The following is an 18,308-nucleotide window of genomic DNA, read 5'->3' on the forward strand; positions in this document are numbered from 1 at the left end:
GGTAAAGGAGAGTACTATGAGAAAAACAAAAAAAAGAATTATGTACACATTTATATTTTTTTTGATGTTTAATCTTCCGCTAACAGTTTTTGGTACTAGTTATCAATCAAATTCTGGTGTAGGTTTCTACGGAGAGTATCCTAATACTTATATTTCCGATGAAGACAAGAGCCAAAGTCAGAATATAGTCCCAGGTTATCCAACTGGTGAAAGTCAAGGGCGCGCGATTATGATCCCGAAACTAGGAGATAACAATAATATTCTACTTTATAACGCGTTATCTGTTACTATAATTGTCTTTTTATATTTAAAACAACAAGACATAAAAAAAGTAGAAAGAGTGAATTATAATGTCTAAAAAAAATAGAATAAAATTACTAATTTTATTTGTAATGTTGGTCAACTGGATAGGAATGACAACCAGTCTGGCTGATACATATAATTTTTCGGCTCAACCGATACAGCCGGATACACAAGTAGATAAAGAACAGTCTTATTTTGATATAAAGGTAGAGCCGGAGAAAGAACAAGAACTTGTGGTTAAGTTATTTAATGACTCTGACAAAGATATTAAAGTTAATACAAGTATTTCATCGTCTACAACGAACAGTAATGGGGTAGTGGAATACTCTCCTAATGATATAAAAAAAGACGATACGTTACGTTATGATTTAGCAGATTTGGTTGAAACAGAAGAACAAGTAGTAATTCCTAAGAAAAGTTTTTATGATTTGAAGTTAAAGGTGATACCACCAAAAGAGACATTTGAAGGGATTATAGCTGGGGGTATTACGTTAAAAGAAGAAAAAGAAAAAGAAGAAGAAAAAGAAGAAGGAAATGGCCTAGCTATTAAGAATGAGTATGCATATGTTATTGCAATCATAATGCATTCCGATAACAATCAAGAAGTTGAACCTGAATTAAACTTGAATAAAGTATATCCAGATCAGATAAACGCTAGAAATGCCATAATAACAAGATTTCAAAACCCGAAACCAACCTATATAAATAATGTTGTTATTGCTACTAAAATTAAAAAGGATGGAAAAAAAGAGCCTTTCGTGCAAGAAGAAAAACAAAATATGCAGATTGCTCCCAATACAACATTTAACTATCCTGTGATTAAGGAAGGTAAAAAACTTGAAGCAGGAAACTATGTGGCAGATATAACAGTATATGCAAACAAGAATAATGATGGTGAGCACGAGTATGGTAAAGATGAAGAAGGCAATCCTGTTAAGTATCAAGACAAATGGACTTATTCTGAAAAATTCTCTATCTCAAAGGAGAAAGCACGAGAATTAAATAGAAAAGATGTTACCCTTAAACAAGACTATATAAATTGGTACATCATAGGCGGTTTAATAATCATTATTCTTGCTTTAATTATTAGCCTTTATTTCAGTAGAAGGAATAAGAATGAGAAAAAAGCAGAGTGATTATATTGTTCTTATTTTAATGTTGATTGGTATAAGTGTGTTATTTTATCCTTTTTTTAAAATGAGTTTATTGGTAGAAAAAACAAATCAAGTCGAGTTTGTCTTTGATTCGGGCTCAGATGATCTTGATCGCTCTGAAAAACTATCTAAAATCCAACCACCAACTTTGAAACAAATAATGAAGATGGATACAACAGTGACATATGAATCTATTTTAAAGATACCATCATTAAAAAAAAATTTAATAATATCGAATGATACAACTGACAGCTCTTTTTTTACTGGTGTAGTCAATATGTATCCAAAAAGAAATCCATTAAAAGATAATATCGTTATTTTAGGACATCATTTATCGGATAGTGGTTTGTTATTGGGAGATGTTGGCAAACTTAAAATAGGCGATAAATTGATATTAGAAAAGGCAGAAGGTGAATATCAATATAGTGTCAGTGATGTTTATATTACGGATGAAACAAAAGTTTCTGTTTTGGAGACGTCAGAATCACCTAAGCTAACAATGATTACATGTGATAAACCAACTTACACTGATAAAAGAATGATTGTTGAAGCTAATTTGATAGATGTAAAAAAGAATAAAAAAATAGCTAGAGATGTTAATGATAAGAAACTTTTTTTTGAAACTGTACCAATAAAGTATGCGAACTTAAATACAGTCAACAATAAAAATAATATGATATGGCTATTGTTTTTATATAGCATAATTATAATTTTAGTCGTCAAGGTATTTTTATAAAAATCGTTTTAAATAGGCTATCCTGTTTAATATAAAAAATTTTTAAAGGAGAAAGAAAATGAAAAAACAAAAAATGATGTCAGTATTAGCATTGTCAATTTTAGGATCTAATCTGTTAGCGCCGAGTGTCTTAGCAGCAGAAAATGCAGAGGTGAGACAATATGAATCTCATGGAATGGTTCAATTTATTCCAGATACAGATCCAACAGATCCAACAGACCCAATAGACCCAGGTGAGCCAGAGAAACCAATTGATCCAACAAATCCAGAAGGACCAAATCCAGGGACACCAGGCCCACTATCTATTGATTTTGCTTCTAGTTTCGATTTTGGAATTAACAAAATCACAGATAAAGATGAAACTTACTATGCAAGAGCTCAACGTTTTGAAGGGTTAGAAGATCGACCAAACTATGTTCAAGTCTCAGATAAACGCGGAACAAACGCAGGATGGACTTTAGATGTAAAACAAGAAAATCAATTTGAAGCAACAAAAGAGACGAAAAACAAAGAGTTAGTCGGAGCTCAAATTAGCTTGACTAATGCAAAAGTAAGAAGTAAGACAAACACGACACCACCACTAGCTCATGAAAATATGGGATTGAAAGTTGGAGAACTTCATAGAGTAATGACTGCAGAAAAAGGTGCAGGTGCAGGTACATGGTTGAATCGTTGGGATGAAGGCGAGAATGTCCTTACTGAAGAGGAAGTTATTGTAGATGAAAAAGGTAAAAAAGAAAATGTTAATTTAAACAAAAGTGTTACATTAACTGTACCAGGAGCAACAGTAAAAGATGCAGTTAATTATAAAACAACGTTAACTTGGATTTTATCAGAAATCCCTGCTAATTAAGAAGTAATGTAATCAATAAATATAAATAGGTAGAAGGAGAATTACAATGAAATACAACAAAATTATTAGTTTAGCATCAGTCATGGCTTTAGGATTATCTATGGGAGCAGGTGTAGTTTCTGCAGCAGGACAAGATGGTGGAGAATATACATCGAATGGCTTAATCGAATTTACTCCTGGAGAACAACCAGTAGACCCGGTAGACCCACTTAATCCAGAACAACCAGTAGATCCAACAGACCCAACAGATCCAGAAGGAAAACCTCAACCAGGAACACCAGGTCCACTATCCATTGATTTTGCTTCTAGTTTCAACTTTGGTGACAACAAAATAACATCGAAAGACGAAATATATTATGCTGGATTACAAAAGTATAAGGATAAAGATACTGACCAAGAACTAAGAGAAGGACCTAACTACGTCCAAGTAACAGACAACAGAGGAACGTTAGCAGGTTGGACTTTAAAAGTTAAGCAAACGAAACAGTTTGAAACAGACGATAGCCATAAGTTAGACGGAGCAAAAATTACTTTAACTAATGGAAATATCAATACTGTTTCAGAATCAGCACCGGCAACAGCGGTAGATAAAATCGAAATCGACAATATGAACGAAGATTTACTTGTAATGAGTGCTAAAAAAGATGCGGGAGCAGGTACTTTCTTGACACGCTGGGGTGATGAAGATTTAGCAAAATCTAAAGAAAGTGTCAAACTATTTGTACCAGGTAAAGCCGTTAAAAAGAAAGCACAATACAGAACTTCTTTTGTTTGGACTTTAACAGATGTGCCGGGTAATTAATAAAGAAAGCAATATATGAATTAAAAGATGACTAGATTCGATTCTTTATGGATCAGTCTCAAAAAAGGAAGAAAATCTTTTTTGATTTTCTTCCTTTTTTATATTTTGCAAGAGCCTTTTTTAAAATGGACGATCGTTTTGAAAGGGGCGGAGTTAAAAGAGGTTTTTATTTAAGTGAGCGTAGCCGACAGCAAGACTCATCACAATTAACAGTAATTCCAGTTCAAAACCGTCAATAAAACCAGCTTGACTTTTTAACATAAAAATTGTCGTGCCTAATATGGCGACAAAACCTAGAGAAACAAGAGGGATGAGTAGACCGAGTATCATGAATAGTCCTCCGACAGTTTCGATGGTAGCAATAATAGGGGGCACGAATGTGGGTAATCCTAAAATTGGAAAATAATAAAAGGAGAAACGTTTACCTACCATGTGAGAAAACCAGATGAAGTCTTCGGTGTTACGGCTGTTCTAGTAGAAAAAAATGGTAAGGGACTGTTAGTTGATACACAGTTTTCAAAAGGACATGCTGAAGACATCGTAACTTATATTAAAGAAAAACAGATAACTCTAAACACCCTCTATATTTCTTATAGTGATCCAGATTTTTACTTTGGAACAGCCGTGATGAAAGAGGTGTTTCCCGATGTGAAAGTTTTAGCGACCGCTAGTACGATAAAACGAATTAAAGAGACGAATGAAGCGAAACAAGCAGTTTGGCAAGAAGCGTTGCAAGACAATGTACCTGACCATATCTTATTACCAGAGCTAGCGCCATCAGCATTGACGTTAGATTCGGATACGCTGCAAATCGTAGGTAGTGATGAGGAAAAACAAACGTTGTATCAACCGACGGATAAGATATTATTAGGGGGCATTTTGGTTGCAGCAGATTGTCATTTGTTTATGGCCGACACGAAGATGCGTGAAAGTCAAGAGCAGTGGCTAAAAGACTTGGAAGAGTTAACAACATTTGGCGCTACACGTGTGATACCTAGTCATTTTGCTTCAGGTAATGACTTTTCACCAGAGAATATAGCCTTTACGAAAGAGTATTTAGAGCGTTTCATGCTATCTGAAGCAACGTACACCACGAGTGAGAAAATTATTCAAGATATGAAAGCAGCGTATCCTAATTTGCCGGATGATTCGTTAGAAATGAGTGCGAAAGTAGTCACAGGGGAAATGGATTGGGAGTAGTTTTTATCTAACTTGAATTTGAGATACCACTTCTTCTGGTAAAAGTTCTCTCGGTTTTAAATGTTTTATGATATAATGTTTATGATACCGGTGTGAACAGCACCCTGGCAAAAAAACTGGTGAATCAGTAGAAAGTAGGGTCAAAATGGGTGTTCCGAAAGAAGGAGAATTCATTACGATTCAAAGCTATAAACACGACGGTAAATTACATCGCGTTTGGCGTGATACCATGGTTTTAAAGACGAGTGAACATTCCTTAATTGGCGTCAATGATCACACGCTTGTCACAGAGTCAGACGGTCGTAGATGGGTGACGAGAGAGCCTGCCATTGTTTATTTTCATGAAAAATTTTGGTTTAACATTATTGCGATGATTCGTGATAATGGGGTTTCTTACTATTGTAACTTAGCTTCACCGTTTGTACTGGATGCCGAAGCATTAAAGTATATTGATTACGACTTGGATATCAAGATTTTTCCTGATGGAGAGAAGAAGTTGTTAGATGTTGATGAGTATGAAATGCATCGCCAACAAATGGGATATTCAGCAGAGATTGACTATATACTCAAAGAAAATGTCAAGGAACTCGTTGAGTGGATTAACGAAGGGAAAGGGCCATTTTCAGAAGCGTATGTGAAATTATGGTATGAGCGCTATAAACAATTATCACGTAAGTCGTCATAGTTAGAATGTATGAAGAGCAAAAAAGACTGTCGAAAAGACAGTCTTTTTTTATATTAAAACGACAATTTGGAGGGTTGTCGAAATAAACAAGTTAATGTTTCTTATAGAAGATTATCGCGGCAGTTGTTGAAAGTGTACTGCCGATGATCAGTAAGAGATTACTTTTCTTATCTTCGCTTGTTTGTGGCAAGCGTTGAGATGAATGAGCGGCTTTTTTAGCATGCTCTTGTTGTTCTGCATGTATCACGGACACATCCACTTGATTGTGATTAGGATGCTTGTTAGGACTTGATGGTAAAGTCGTTTGTTTATCTATTTCATTTTCTAAAGGTTTGTCAGCATCAGGTTTAGGCGTTTTATTATCATCTTGCTCCTTATCTTTTGATGTATCCGTATTATCTTCTTGCTGTTCATTCTCGTTATCTTCGTTTGGTTGAGTAGGTGTAGTCGGTGTGCCTGTTTCACTTTCTTCTGTTTCATTTGGACTCTCTGGTTGTTGTGTATCTTCTGTTTTTTCTGGTTCAGTAGGAGTAAGTGGCTCTTCTGGCAAGCTCTCTAATAATTTGACCTGGTCTTTTTCAATCGTTAAGCTATCTAACAATCGTTGTCTAACGTTTTCGTTTGTAACGAAAAAATTTAGATTTTGCCAATCCGTGCTATCAAAGAAACTAAACATATCTTCATCAAATGTAACCTCGTCACCTAGTATTGTTATCGTGTGAAGTTGAGTGAAAGGCCCTCCTAAGAAGTTAGCGGGTAGATGAGTCGTCCCAGTTCCAATCGTTATTTGTTCCAATCCGTCTAATTCATAGAGAGGATTACGCCCATATTCGGTTAAGCTATTTGGCAAAGTTAATTCTTTTAGCTGATTAATACCATAAAAAGACAGCCGGCCCACTGACGTTAATCCTTCATTTAAGTGCAAGGTTTCTAGTTTGCGCATATTTTTAAAAGCAAGGTCGCCGACATGACGGACAGAATCTGATAAGGTTAATGATTTTAAGTTGACATCATATTCGAAAGCGTGGTCGTGAATGGTCGCGACCGTTTCAGGAACGGTATAGGAATGGCCATCATGATCTGCTGGATATGTTATCAACGTTTCTTGTGTTTTATTAAATAGGACTCCGTCAATTGAACTGTAATTCGGGTTTTCTGGACTAACGGTAATACTTTGGAGTCCTATGGCACCTGAAAATGGACGTTCGCCGATAGATATCAGAGAAGCCGGTAAATAAATGTGCTTGAGTTGACGGGTTGTTCGTAACGCTCCATCTCCTATAACTTGAAGAGAAGACGTCTCGCTAAGCTGAAACTCTGTTAAAAATTCATTAAAGACGAAAGCGTTGGCTCCTATTTCTACCACGCTATCGGGAATGGAAATTTTAGACAATCCTGAGAACGCGAAGGCATCTTTTCCAATCGTGGTCAACTGACTATCTGGTGTAAAGTGAATTAAGCGTAAATCAAGTGACGAGTAAAACGCCTTTGGCTGAATGGTTGTGATAGATTTTGGTAGTTCAATAATTTCTACATTTGATCCGCCTTCTGCGATAGCGCCTCCTTCATCTTGGTACTTCGTGAAAGCAAAACTGCCGATTTGTTTAACGGTAAACGTAACCCCTTCAAAATTTAATTTTTCGGGGATTTGTACATGCGAGCCAAGATTTGGAATAGGGCTTTCGCCATCACCTACTTGTACGTCACCGCGTTCGCCATCGATGGAGGTGATTTTATAAATAACACCTTGTTGGTCGGTAAAAACATGACCTATCTCAAGAGATGAGGTCTCAGGGACTATCAATTCTGAAACGTCTGCGCTTTGTTCTGCTAAATCGGTTGTCACCTCTGTTGCCAAAACGTTGTGACTTAGGAAAAGTCCACTGACTATCAATGATGCTATAATTGTTTTTTTCATTTTTTCTCTCCTTTTTAGGTATACCTAAACTTTATTTAAGCTAAGCCTAATTATAACGATAAAAAAAAGAAAGTAAAGGGCAAAATAGGGACAATAAAAAAAGCCAATCGTTAAAATTGGCTTTAAGGTGATGCGTAAAATTTTAAGAAACCTTTTGCTAATAATTCTTTTCCTTGTTGGATATGGCGCATATCGCCATGTCTTTGACAATAGCGTATCGTATCTTCAACTGCGAGTTGCCATTTTAGATAAGATTCTTTACTCTCATTGCTTCTAATATTTTCCGTAACATCAGTTAATTGATTTTCTAGTGCCGCTAATTGCTGTGCAGTTTGATGTGCTTCGTAAGGCTCTTCAAAAGTAATTTCTTCTCCGGATGTGTAAAAAATAGTTTGTACGATTGGAGGAGAACTTGGCACCCAACTATCTCTTGGTGATTTATTTTGATATTTTAAGCGTAATAACGCAATGAATAATATTAAAATAAGAACAACCAGACCAAGAATAAGTTGTCGTTGTTTTTGTGTCATATTGCGACTCCTTGATTTATTTGCTATGTAAAGGATACTGATGTTTACGCGTGATTTCAAGTCTTATGGTCAAAAAATAACAATAATTTTTATTAAATTTCTTTTTTCATGTCAAAATGAGGAATATTAGCATCCATGTAGCGTTCACTACAAATGTTAAATCCCAGAGCTTGATAAAATGGGACAGCGTGTTCTTGTGCACCGAGAATAATAGACTGGTATCCTTCGTTCTGTGCATCTTCAATGATATGGTTTAAAAGATACGAGCCAATATGCTGGCCGCGATATTCTTTTTTAACCGCCATACGTTGTAATTTTAATTGAGCATTTTCAAGTGGTAAGGAACGACAGGTGGCTAAAGGACTTTCGTCATGGTATAAGACGAAGTGACGACAGTGTTTTTCATAAGCATCAATTTCAATCGAAAGTGGGACATTTTGCTCTTCAACAAAGATTGTTTTTCTAAGTGCAAGAGCATCTTGATAGACAGGCGAAATAATCGTATCCGTGTGTTCAATGTGATAAATCATGAGGACCCTCCTATTATGATAAATATATTGACAATCATTTTTAAAAAAAGGATAATTTATATATATTTTGTATTATATAGGAGATAGATTCATTTTTAAATGCTAATTAAGTAGAAATAAGGAGGTTTTTTATGTTTGAGCGATTAAGAAACTCTAAATTGATGTTTTGGTCTCTCGAATTGTTGATTATTGCGAGTTTGATTTTCGTGTCAACGAAGATTGATTTTGTATTTCAACCGTTCTTTACATTCTTTTCAACATTATTTTCTCCTATTTTAATTGCGGGATTTTTATATTATATGTTAAACCCGCTAGTGGAGTGGCTTCAAGCCAAAGCGAATTTATCTAAAAATTGGTCAGTAGCAGCTGTCTTACTTTTTTTTATAGGCATGTTTATCTTTTTTGTTAGTTTGATTATCCCTAATTTAATAAAGCAAATGGGACAATTAATTCAAAACTTGCCGCAATTTATAAAAGCGGTGGAGGATTGGACGGGGCAACTGTTCTCACACCCTCTCGTTAAAGATCTCGACGTGCAAAGTTACTTAGATAAGATGGACTTATCGTTGGGAGCGATTGTTAGGAAAGTGATAAATGGTGTTTCTTCTGGTTTAGGTTCATTCGTGGGTGTATTCGCTAACGTCACGATTGTTGTAGTAACTGTGCCGTTTATGTTGTTTTATATGTTAAAAGATGGGGATAGACTTATACCGATGATTGAAAAATATCTCCCAGCACAATCCAAAGATGAAATTTTAATGTTATTACACAAGATGAGTCAAACGATTTCTAAGTATATCAGTGGACAGGCGATTGAATGTACATTCGTAGCAGTAGGAACGATGATTGGCTATAAGATTATCGGGGTTGAGTACGCTTTTCTGTTTGGTATAATTGCAGGAATTACGAATATGATTCCATATGTTGGGCCGTATCTTGGTTTAGCACCAGCACTATTTGTGACGTTGTTTAGTGGTCATGAGAAAGCCTTGTTGCATGCAGCGCTTGCTTGTGTCGTCGTATTAATCGTCCAACAGATTGATGGGAATATTATCTATCCTAATGTGATTGGTAAGAGTTTGGATATTCATCCCTTAACGATTATCATTATATTATTAGTGGCAGGAAATATTGCGGGACTGCTAGGGATGATTTTAGGTGTACCGTTCTATGCTGTTTGTAAGACCGTTTTTATTCACGTCTACGATATGGTACAAGTGCGACAACGACGGGAATTGCTTTCGCAAAAAGAACCCGCCAAAACGCTTGAAAAAATTGAAAAATAAAGATTTTTATGGTATTATTAGGCTTAATTGTGTTTTAATTAAATTTATTTTGTGAGGAGAGAACAGCGTATGACTGCTGATCCAGAGAGTCAGTCTTTATTAGTATTATTTGGTATTTTAATTGTCTTGACATTACTAAATGCCTTTTTTGCCGCGGCAGAGATTGCCGTCGTGTCGTTGAATATTAATCGAGTTCAACAGAAAGCAGAAGGTGGCGATAAGGCTGCTGAACGATTGGTTAAATTATTAGATAATACGAGTAATTTTTTATCGACGATTCAAGTAGGTATTACATTAGTCAATATTTTATCCGGGGCGTCTTTAGCAGATAGCTTTGCTTTGAAACTAGCGCCGGTCTTTGGCGATAAAGTTTGGGCCGTTCAGGCATCGAAGTTTATCGTTTTGATTGCTTTAACGTATATCTCGATTGTATTTGGAGAGTTGTATCCTAAGCGGATTGCGTTAAATAAATCGGAAGAGGTTGCCCAATTTGCTGTGGGACCGATTATGGCGATTGGTTTTATCGCACGTCCATTTGTTTGGTTATTATCCGTTTCGACGGATTTGCTTAGCCGGATTACGCCAATGAAATTTGATGACGATGATAATAAGATGACGCGTGATGAAATGCGTTATTTGTTAGAAAAAGAGGGCGTCTTAGAAATGGATGAGTTAGAAATGGTTCAAGGTGTTTTCTCGCTTGATACTACGCTAGCTCGTGAAGTTATGGTACCTCGTACGGATGCTTTTATGATTGATTTACTTGATCCAATTGATGAAAACTTGGATAAAGTCATGTCGCAAAATTTCTCACGGATTCCCGTTTATGAAGATGACAAAGACAAAGTCATTGGCGTGCTGCATTTGAAAAACTTATTAAAATACGCTCATCAGCACGGATTTGAAAAGATAGATTTGATGGATGTTATCCACGAACCTTTATTCGTTCCTGAAACAATTTTTACTGATGATTTATTATTAGAACTACGTCGTACGCAAAATCAAATGGCGATTCTTCTTGATGAATATGGAGGTATGGTTGGGATTGTCACGTTAGAAGACTTGCTAGAAGAAATTGTTGGCGAGATTGATGACGAATCTGACGAAGTAGAAAACCTATACACTCAAGTGGGCGAAAATGAGTACCTTGTACAAGGACGTATGCCAATCGATGAGTTTAATGAATGTTTCAATACGAAGTTAGATATGAATGATGTCGACTCGATGGCAGGTTACTTAATTACTGCTTTAGGAACGATTCCTGAAGAAAATGAAAAATTAACTTACGAAGTTGATAATTTAACTCTGACATCAGAAGAGATGGAAGGTTCACGTGTTTTACAAATAAGAGTAAAGTTTCATCCTGAAGAAGAAGTGGATGAGGAAGAAAAAGAAAAGAAATTCTTTAGTAAGAATGAGGAATCAGAATAAGTTATCTAGCCAGAACAGGCACTTAGAGAATCACTCTAAGTGCCTGTTTTTTATTTTGACAAGAATGAAAAAAATTGAACGGATGAATGTTTTTTTCTAAGTTAGGCATGTGAATATAGCCTTAAAAACACGTTAATATAACGATAGTTTTTCACAAATTGTGACATTTATAAGAAAAATGAAATCGGGTACAGAAAAAACGCGATACAATAATGATTCTAAGGTGTTTAACTTTTATGAAAATAATTATCGCCCTAAAACTAAATGATAAAAGCATCGATAGGAAATGAGAGTATCACTATAATCAACTGCGGACTCGAACTATGATGTTCGCATGTAATCGTTTAAATTTTCTTGGAAAGGAGGACAGATAAAATGCCTAATCGACGTTATCCGATGGAGTCTTTTTATAATATTGAGACGAAGCCGATTGTGATGAATTTTAATAGTCACAATATCGATGAGTATTTGCAGAAATGGAATGCGAGTAGTAACATCATCCGAAAGCAAGATTATGACGGAACGTATACCATGCCAAGACATTGGCACCCAGAGCTTGAAATAAACTATATCAATAAAGGTTCGGTAGATAGTTATTATTTAAATGGCAAAGTCGTCAAGCGAACGACGGAAGAGATGATGATTGTTAATTCTTATGAAGTTCATGGCCTTGACTGTGTGAGTTTTGATGAAGAAACTCAATTTTTAACCGTAATCTTTCCATTAGAATTTGTTAGAAACTATTGCCCTGAATTGATGAATTATACGTATGATTTACCGAAAGTTGAAAAAATGAATGCGTTTCAGCAACAAAGCTATGAAAAGCTCAAACATATATTTGATGAGATAGTAGCGTTAAAACAAGAACGCGATTCTAAAACGCCTGACTTTGTCTACACTGGACTTGTTTTACAAGTTGCAGGTATTCTAGTCGCTGCTTTTTCAGATGAACGAACGGAATTACCTGGTTGTGAAGATATGATATTACTCGATAGCATTTTATGTTATATTCATCAACATTATAAAGAGCGTTTGCCATTGGCTAAAATCGCTAAAGAAGTGAATGTTTCTGTCAGCCATTTAAGTAAATTTTTTAAAGATTATACAGGTTATACGGTTTCGAACTACATAGAACGTGTCCGAAGTATGCACGCTATTGATGAATTAAAAAAAGGAAATGGAACGGTCATGGACGTGGCACTTAATAATGGCTTTACTGACGCGAAGAGTTTAAATCGTGTCTTGAAAAGAGATTATAATAAATCAGCCAAAATGATTGCTCGTGAAACGTCTTTTTCCAACTTTTAATCTCACGTGTGCTAGAAAAGGGAGAGTTATATGTTGAATAAAAAGAGATGGTTAACCTCATTTATGACACTGATTTTCGTTATTGGACAGTTTGTGCCAAGTTTTATGACGTTAGTGAAAGCACAAGAGAGATTTGGAGGAGATGATATTATCACAGGACTGCGTGTGAGTCCGAATGATATTAGTCATACTCAGGATTTTCAAGTGACGGTAACATTTGAAGGGCAGAGTGAAGATGCATCTGGCGAACATTATATTTATCCTGGAAAACAAATTCATATACCAATAACCAGTGATGGGGTAGCAGGCTTTGAGCTAAATTCTAAATTACCGGAAATTGAAAATGTTAAAATTGATGTGACGGAAAATGGTATAACGTTAACGTTCTTAGAAGGAATTCAAGGGCAGCATGATATTAGCGGTGATTTCACACTGACTTTATCGGGATTAAATACGGAAGAAGACAGTACACATACCTTAACAGTAGGCAATCAAACAGTGAATGTTTCTAATACTAAGGGTGGCGATCGTGGTGTATTTGCTGGTAAGACTGGCATGATGTATGGTGCTGCAAAGCCAGGCTATGTTACATGGTTTTTAAGAGGAAATATTAATGGGGATGCTTACCCAGGTGGGGCTCTTGTTATTCATGATAAATTAGGAGAAGGACAACTTCTTGACGGTTCAGGTATTGAGATTGGCTTATACTGGGGTGGTCAACAATTCCAAACACATTATGTTGGCTTCTCAAGTATTGAGGAATTTTTAGCTTCAGAGTACGGAACAGCGGCAGGTTCTAAAATTGATTACAATATGTCAGACGGTACGATTGATATAGAAATACCTGAAGAAGTTTTAAATGGTAAAGAATTTGCCTTTACCTATGATGCTTTGATTACTAATAATGATTTAAAAGAATTTACAAATAATGCGTCTTTTGATTTTTTTGAAGACCAAAAGCCAGGCCATATTGATAATGAAGGACGTGTTATCAATATTGATGTTGGTGGTAGTATTTCTGGAAAAGTACGTGCTTTTTTAAACATTAATAAAGTAGTAGCAGGCACTGAAATCGCAATACCAGGCGTTTCTTTCGAGATTGAAAGAGAAGATGGCGGTCCTTTATATCAAAATAAACCAGAAACTAAAGAAGTCTTTACGACTGACGAGAATGGTCAAATTAGAGCGTCAGGCTTTAAACCCGGAAAACTCTTAGTAAGAGAAATAAATGCTCCAGATTATGTCGTGTTTAACCCACAAGAAACACAAGAGATTAACTTAGTTGCCAATAATGCTCAAGAAATAGCGGTTATCGAAAATGAATTAAAGCACATTGATATCCCTGTTGAAAAACAATGGGTAGGGAAAGCAGCTGACTCGGTAACGGTTCAGTTATTAGCGAACGGTGAAAAAGTATCAGACTTAAAACTATCCGCAGATAATGAGTGGCAGGCTGTATTTGAAAACTTGCCACAGTACGATGCAAAAACAGGCGAAGCGATTGAATATACAGTAGAAGAAGTAGCGCTTGACGGATACAGTAGTACGATGACAGGTGACATGGAAAATGGCTTTACGATTGTCAATACGATTGAAGGAAAACGCAGTATCGGTGTCACCAAAGAATGGGTAGGACCTAAAGCAAAACAAGTTATAATTGAGCTACTTGCGAATGGTGAAAAAGTATCCGAAATCACATTATCGGAAGATAATAACTGGCAACACGTTTTTGAAAAGCTTGATCAATACCGAGACGGCGAAGAAATCCAGTACACAGTAAACGAAGTGGCCGTTCCTGGGTACGAAAGTACCATTTCAGGTGATATGGAAACAGGCTTCAAAGTAGTGAATACGAATGTTGAAACACTCGATATCCCTGTTGAAAAACAATGGGTAGGGAAAGCAGCCGACTCGGTAACGGTTCAGCTATTAGCGAACGGTGAAAAAGTATCAGACTTAAAACTATCCGCAGACAATGAGTGGCAGGCTGTTTTTGAAAACTTGCCACAGTACGATGCGAAGACAGGCGAAGCGATTGACTATACAGTGGAAGAAGTAGCGCTTGACGGATATAGTAGTACGATGACAGGTGACATGGAAAACGGCTTTACTATTGTCAATACGATTGAAGGAAAACGCAGTATCGGTGTCACCAAAGAATGGGTAGGACCTAAAGCAAAACAAGTTATAATTGAGCTACTTGCGAATGGTAAAAAAGTATCAGAAATCACGTTATCAGAAGACAACAACTGGGAACACGTCTTTGAAAAGCTTGAGCAATACCAAGACGGCGAAGAAATCCAGTACACATTAAACGAAGTGGCCGTTCCTGGGTACGAAAGTACCATTTCAGGTGATATGGAAACAGGCTTCAAAGTAGTGAATACGAATGTTGAAACACTAGATATCCCTGTTGAAAAACAATGGGTAGGGAAAGCAGCCGACTCGGTAACGGTTCAGTTATTAGCGAACGGTGAAAAAGTATCAGACTTAAAACTATCCGCAGACAATGAGTGGCAGGCTGTTTTTGAAAACTTGCCACAGTACGATGCGAAGACAGGCGAAGCGATTGACTATACAGTGGAAGAAGTAGCGCTTGACGGATACAGTAGTACGATGACAGGTGACATGGAAAATGGCTTTACGATTGTCAATACGATTGAAGGAAAACGCAGTATCGGTGTCACCAAAGAATGGGTAGGACCTAAAGCAGAACAAGTTATAATTGAGCTACTTGCGAATGGTGAAAAAGTATCCGAAATCACGTTATCAGAAGACAACAACTGGCAACACGTCTTTGAAAAGCTTGAGCAATACCAAGACGGCGAAGAAATCCAGTACACAGTAAACGAAGTGGCAGTTCCTGGGTACGAAAGTACCATTTCAGGTGATATGGAAAAGGGTTATACGATAACCAATACATATGTAGAGGATATTGAGCCGGAAGACCCTACAACGCCAGAAGAACCTAAGACACCCGCAGAACCTGAAAAACCAGTGAAGCCTGAAGATAAGGCACCAAAAACAGAAGAAAAAGAAGAAAAACGATTACCTCAAACAGGAGAATCTGCAACACATTGGTTTGTTTGGGTAGGAATGATGATAATCACCATCGTTGCTTATCTGAAAAGAAAACAACTAGCGAAATAAATTAAAGGAAAAGACAACAGTTAAACGACTGTTGTCTTTTTTATATCAATTTGTGGATAAAAATTTTATAACACAAACCATTTGACAAAAGATAGGTAACCGGTTACAATTTAATGTGTAATCGGTTACCTATTTAAAAAGTGAGGGTGATAGTGATGGCTACGATTAAGGAAGTCGCGAAAGAAGCAGGTTTATCTGTCGCTTCGGTATCGCGTTATATTAACAACAAAGGATACGTAAGCGATCAAGCGAAATTAAAAATAGAAGCGGCTATTCAAAAGTTAGATTATCGACCTAATGAGATTGCCCGTTCATTATTTCAAAATAAAACGCGAATGATTGCGTTACTTTTACCAGATATTACAAACCCCTTTTTTCCAATGTTAGCTCGAGGAGCGGAAGATTTCTTAGTAGAAAAAAATTATCAAATGGTGTTGAGTAATACGTCGAACGATACTGCTCGCCAAGAACAATATTATCGTTCATTCCAACAACATAATTTCGCAGGGATTATCACGGCGGTTGAAGCTAGCGAAGAACAGGAGAGCGCGATTCCATTTATTCAAGTCGACCGTACGACAAAAGAGAGTCAGTTTTTTGTTAAATCGGATCATCAACTAGGTGGACGCATGATTGGAGAGTATGTGTGTCAAACACAACCGAAGAAAGTGTTGATTATGGTCGGTCCTCAAGAATTAATGAGTGTTCAACAAAAAAATAAAGCACTGATGCATTCTTTAGAGCAGGCGGCTATTCCTTATGAAACATTGGCGGTGGAAACGTTTGGGCTTGAAACGATTAATCGGATTGTTACGATCGTTCTGGAGAGAGTCGGAGAAATTGATACGGTTGTGGCAACAAATGATATGCACGCCATGTATATTTTAAAAGCTGCTTTACAGCAAGGTCTTGATGTGCCTAATGATTTACAAATTATGGGGTATGACGGGATTGATTTTGCAGAATTGTCGACGCCGCAGCTGACAACTGTTAAGCAAAATGTTTATCAGATGGGCTATTTAGCAGCAGAAACATTAATTAAAAAGATTGAGAATGAGCCTATTGAAACGGAGAGTATTACAATTCCCGTGGAGATGGTAGAAGGACAAACGATGAGAAAGGTGATTGTATGAAACATGTAACAGTAGTAGGAAGTTGTTCAGTCGATTATGTGGTCAATACGGACGTGGTACCTCGTGAAGGTGAAACGGTTTTTGGTCGGACATTTGAAACATTTTTTGGTGGTAAAGGGGCTAATCAAGCAGTCGCAGCCAGTCGTTTAGGGGCAAAAGTATCGATGATTGGTGCGGTAGGTGATGACCAAATTGGACAGGATGTATTACATAATTTAGAAGAAAACGGCATTGATACACAGGGGATGGCAACAATAACCAATCAATCGACTGGTGTTGCTCATATTATTGTCAAAGATGGCGATAATCGTATTATTATTGTGCCGGGTAGTAACGGTGATTTGTCAGTGGCGCATTTAGAAGCCCAAACGGAACGTTTACTTGCTAGTGACGTGGTCGTGTTGCAACATGAAATCGCAGCAGATGTGGTAGAGTGGGTCGTAGATTTTTGTGATCGTCACGATATTCCGACTATTTTAAATCCAGCTCCCGCGCGTGTCCTATCGGAAAAAACATTGAATCAAGCGACTTATTTAACACCGAATGAAACAGAGTTTGAAGTGCTATTTCCAGGGCAAGATTATGAAACCGTTTTAAAAATGTATCCGAATAAGCTCATTATCACATTAGGGTCAGAAGGGGCTGTTTTCTATGACGGAAAAGCGATGGTAAAAGTACCGCCGTTTCTCGTACGACCGGTGGATACGACGGGAGCTGGCGATACATTTAACGGTGCCTTAGCGGTTGGGATTGTTAATGGCTGGGCGTTAAAAGATAGTGTGACATTTGGAAATTTAGCTTCATCAGTGGCGATTCAAAAAGCTGGTGCTCAAGCAGGGATTCCGATGATTTCAGTTTTAAAGGAGCATGAAGCATATGAAAAAACATGGCATATTGAATAGTGAAATTAGTAAAGTTTTAGCAGATTTAGGACATACGGATCAATTAATTATCGCAGATGCAGGTTTACCTGTGCCAAAAGGGGTTAAAAAAATTGATGTGGCGTTGACACTAGGTACGCCTGACTTTTTAACAGTTTTAGATTGCGTGATGGATGATATGGAGATTGAAAAAATCACGTTGGCCAATGAAATAGTCCCACAAAATCCTGAAATGGCGTATGCCATGCAACAACGTTTTTCAGAGGACATGATTGATTGGGTGAGTCATGAAACATTAAAAGAACAGAGTCAACAAGCAGTAGCTGTCATTCGAACGGGGGAAGCGACCCCTTTTGCTAATGTGATATTACATGCGGGTGTTTTGTTTTAGAAAGAGTGGGGTGACAA

18 protein-coding genes are annotated in these 18,308 nt (G+C 36.9%); 14 read left to right on the top strand and 4 right to left on the bottom strand.

Annotated elements, in window-relative coordinates:
* Positions 1-16 precede the first annotated feature (16 nt).
* From M2919_RS08990 to M2919_RS09010, 5 genes are all read left to right on the top strand, one after another.
* Positions 17-358 carry a hypothetical protein gene (locus M2919_RS08990; RefSeq protein WP_023605950.1) on the top strand — a complete coding sequence of 114 codons (342 nt, stop codon included), beginning with the start codon at positions 17-19 and terminating at the stop codon, positions 356-358.
* Positions 351-1,439 (top strand): WxLIP family cell surface protein, encoded by a 1,089-nt coding sequence (locus tag M2919_RS08995; protein WP_248848701.1) that lies wholly within the window; start codon positions 351-353, stop codon positions 1,437-1,439. The genes M2919_RS08990 and M2919_RS08995 overlap by 8 nt, the downstream gene beginning before the upstream one ends.
* On the top strand, positions 1,420-2,193 hold the full coding sequence (locus M2919_RS09000) for a class A sortase (protein WP_248848702.1): 774 nt from the start codon (positions 1,420-1,422) through the stop codon (positions 2,191-2,193). Before M2919_RS08995 ends, M2919_RS09000 begins: the two co-directional genes overlap by 20 nt.
* Before the next feature lie 73 nt (positions 2,194-2,266).
* The gene (locus M2919_RS09005; RefSeq protein WP_376716116.1) at positions 2,267-3,046 is read left to right on the top strand and encodes a WxL domain-containing protein; all 780 of its coding nucleotides are present in this window, start codon (positions 2,267-2,269) and stop codon (positions 3,044-3,046) included.
* 46 nt (positions 3,047-3,092) lie between these two features.
* Positions 3,093-3,848, top strand: coding sequence for a WxL domain-containing protein (locus M2919_RS09010; protein WP_248848704.1), 756 nt, complete (start codon positions 3,093-3,095; stop codon positions 3,846-3,848).
* Positions 3,849-4,001: 153 nt separating this feature from the next.
* Here M2919_RS09010 and M2919_RS09015 read toward each other — a convergent pair whose 3' ends face one another.
* Positions 4,002-4,280 carry a DoxX family protein gene (locus tag M2919_RS09015; RefSeq protein ID WP_248848705.1) on the bottom strand — a complete coding sequence of 93 codons (279 nt, stop codon included), beginning with the start codon at positions 4,278-4,280 and terminating at the stop codon, positions 4,002-4,004.
* Between M2919_RS09015 and M2919_RS09020 the strand changes: the two genes are divergently transcribed.
* Both M2919_RS09020 and ntdP read left to right on the top strand, forming a co-directional pair.
* Positions 4,281-5,048 carry an MBL fold metallo-hydrolase gene (locus M2919_RS09020; protein WP_248848706.1) on the top strand — a complete coding sequence of 256 codons (768 nt, stop codon included), beginning with the start codon at positions 4,281-4,283 and terminating at the stop codon, positions 5,046-5,048.
* A 145-nt stretch (positions 5,049-5,193) separates the two neighbouring features.
* Complete coding sequence (gene ntdP / locus M2919_RS09025; protein ID WP_023605943.1) at positions 5,194-5,733, top strand: nucleoside tri-diphosphate phosphatase; 540 nt, start codon at positions 5,194-5,196, stop codon at positions 5,731-5,733.
* Between the two features lie 91 nt (positions 5,734-5,824).
* On the opposite strand, the gene M2919_RS09030 is transcribed toward ntdP, so the two are convergent.
* From M2919_RS09030 to M2919_RS09040, 3 genes are all read right to left on the bottom strand, one after another.
* Positions 5,825-7,651 (bottom strand): leucine-rich repeat domain-containing protein, encoded by a 1,827-nt coding sequence (locus M2919_RS09030; RefSeq protein ID WP_248848707.1) that lies wholly within the window; start codon positions 7,649-7,651, stop codon positions 5,825-5,827.
* Between the two features lie 122 nt (positions 7,652-7,773).
* A complete protein-coding gene (locus tag M2919_RS09035; protein WP_222318932.1) occupies positions 7,774-8,181 on the bottom strand; it encodes a hypothetical protein in 408 nt (135 codons plus the stop codon).
* A gap of 92 nt (positions 8,182-8,273) precedes the next feature.
* A complete protein-coding gene (locus tag M2919_RS09040) occupies positions 8,274-8,711 on the bottom strand; it encodes a GNAT family N-acetyltransferase (protein ID WP_248848708.1) in 438 nt (145 codons plus the stop codon).
* A 131-nt stretch (positions 8,712-8,842) separates the two neighbouring features.
* On the opposite strand from M2919_RS09040, the gene M2919_RS09045 reads away from it, so the two are divergent.
* The 7 genes from M2919_RS09045 (at position 8,843) to rbsD (ending at position 18,291) form a co-directional block, all read left to right on the top strand.
* On the top strand, positions 8,843-9,997 hold the full coding sequence (locus M2919_RS09045; protein ID WP_248848709.1) for an AI-2E family transporter: 1,155 nt from the start codon (positions 8,843-8,845) through the stop codon (positions 9,995-9,997).
* Between the two features lie 69 nt (positions 9,998-10,066).
* Positions 10,067-11,428 (top strand): hemolysin family protein, encoded by a 1,362-nt coding sequence (locus M2919_RS09050; protein ID WP_248848710.1) that lies wholly within the window; start codon positions 10,067-10,069, stop codon positions 11,426-11,428.
* A gap of 375 nt (positions 11,429-11,803) precedes the next feature.
* Positions 11,804-12,736: an AraC family transcriptional regulator gene (locus M2919_RS09055; protein WP_248848711.1), complete on the top strand. Its 933-nt coding sequence runs from the start codon at positions 11,804-11,806 to the stop codon at positions 12,734-12,736.
* A gap of 30 nt (positions 12,737-12,766) precedes the next feature.
* Positions 12,767-15,886: a Cna B-type domain-containing protein gene (locus M2919_RS09060; RefSeq protein ID WP_276520484.1), complete on the top strand. Its 3,120-nt coding sequence runs from the start codon at positions 12,767-12,769 to the stop codon at positions 15,884-15,886.
* Between the two features lie 155 nt (positions 15,887-16,041).
* Complete coding sequence (locus M2919_RS09070; RefSeq protein ID WP_248848712.1) at positions 16,042-17,019, top strand: LacI family DNA-binding transcriptional regulator; 978 nt, start codon at positions 16,042-16,044, stop codon at positions 17,017-17,019.
* A complete protein-coding gene (rbsK, locus tag M2919_RS09075; RefSeq protein ID WP_248848713.1) occupies positions 17,016-17,921 on the top strand; it encodes a ribokinase in 906 nt (301 codons plus the stop codon). Before M2919_RS09070 ends, rbsK begins: the two co-directional genes overlap by 4 nt.
* A complete protein-coding gene (rbsD, locus tag M2919_RS09080) occupies positions 17,896-18,291 on the top strand; it encodes a D-ribose pyranase (protein WP_126760734.1) in 396 nt (131 codons plus the stop codon). Before rbsK ends, rbsD begins: the two co-directional genes overlap by 26 nt.
* Positions 18,292-18,308: the final 17 nt, after the last annotated feature.

Origin of the sequence: Vagococcus lutrae, assembly GCF_023299185.1 — a bacterium.
GTDB classification, from domain to species: Bacteria; Bacillota; Bacilli; order Lactobacillales; family Vagococcaceae; genus Vagococcus_A; species Vagococcus_A lutrae.

Excerpts from the sequence above, each read along its gene's own strand:
- M2919_RS08990 (WP_023605950.1), top strand. The coding sequence starts at position 17 with ATGAGAAAAACAAAAAAAAGAATTATGTACACATTTATATTTTTTTTG.
- M2919_RS08995 (WP_248848701.1), top strand. The coding sequence starts at position 351 with ATGTCTAAAAAAAATAGAATAAAATTACTAATTTTATTTGTAATGTTG.
- M2919_RS09000 (WP_248848702.1), top strand. The coding sequence starts at position 1,420 with ATGAGAAAAAAGCAGAGTGATTATATTGTTCTTATTTTAATGTTGATT.
- M2919_RS09005 (WP_376716116.1), top strand. The coding sequence starts at position 2,267 with ATGATGTCAGTATTAGCATTGTCAATTTTAGGATCTAATCTGTTAGCG.
- M2919_RS09010 (WP_248848704.1), top strand. The coding sequence starts at position 3,093 with ATGAAATACAACAAAATTATTAGTTTAGCATCAGTCATGGCTTTAGGA.
- M2919_RS09015 (WP_248848705.1), bottom strand. The coding sequence starts at position 4,280 with ATGGTAGGTAAACGTTTCTCCTTTTATTATTTTCCAATTTTAGGATTA.
- ntdP (WP_023605943.1), top strand. The coding sequence starts at position 5,194 with ATGGGTGTTCCGAAAGAAGGAGAATTCATTACGATTCAAAGCTATAAA.
- M2919_RS09030 (WP_248848707.1), bottom strand. The coding sequence starts at position 7,651 with ATGAAAAAAACAATTATAGCATCATTGATAGTCAGTGGACTTTTCCTA.
- M2919_RS09035 (WP_222318932.1), bottom strand. The coding sequence starts at position 8,181 with ATGACACAAAAACAACGACAACTTATTCTTGGTCTGGTTGTTCTTATT.
- M2919_RS09040 (WP_248848708.1), bottom strand. The coding sequence starts at position 8,711 with ATGATTTATCACATTGAACACACGGATACGATTATTTCGCCTGTCTAT.
- M2919_RS09045 (WP_248848709.1), top strand. The coding sequence starts at position 8,843 with ATGTTTGAGCGATTAAGAAACTCTAAATTGATGTTTTGGTCTCTCGAA.
- M2919_RS09050 (WP_248848710.1), top strand. The coding sequence starts at position 10,067 with ATGACTGCTGATCCAGAGAGTCAGTCTTTATTAGTATTATTTGGTATT.
- M2919_RS09055 (WP_248848711.1), top strand. The coding sequence starts at position 11,804 with ATGCCTAATCGACGTTATCCGATGGAGTCTTTTTATAATATTGAGACG.
- M2919_RS09060 (WP_276520484.1), top strand. The coding sequence starts at position 12,767 with ATGTTGAATAAAAAGAGATGGTTAACCTCATTTATGACACTGATTTTC.
- M2919_RS09070 (WP_248848712.1), top strand. The coding sequence starts at position 16,042 with ATGGCTACGATTAAGGAAGTCGCGAAAGAAGCAGGTTTATCTGTCGCT.
- rbsK (WP_248848713.1), top strand. The coding sequence starts at position 17,016 with ATGAAACATGTAACAGTAGTAGGAAGTTGTTCAGTCGATTATGTGGTC.
- rbsD (WP_126760734.1), top strand. The coding sequence starts at position 17,896 with ATGAAAAAACATGGCATATTGAATAGTGAAATTAGTAAAGTTTTAGCA.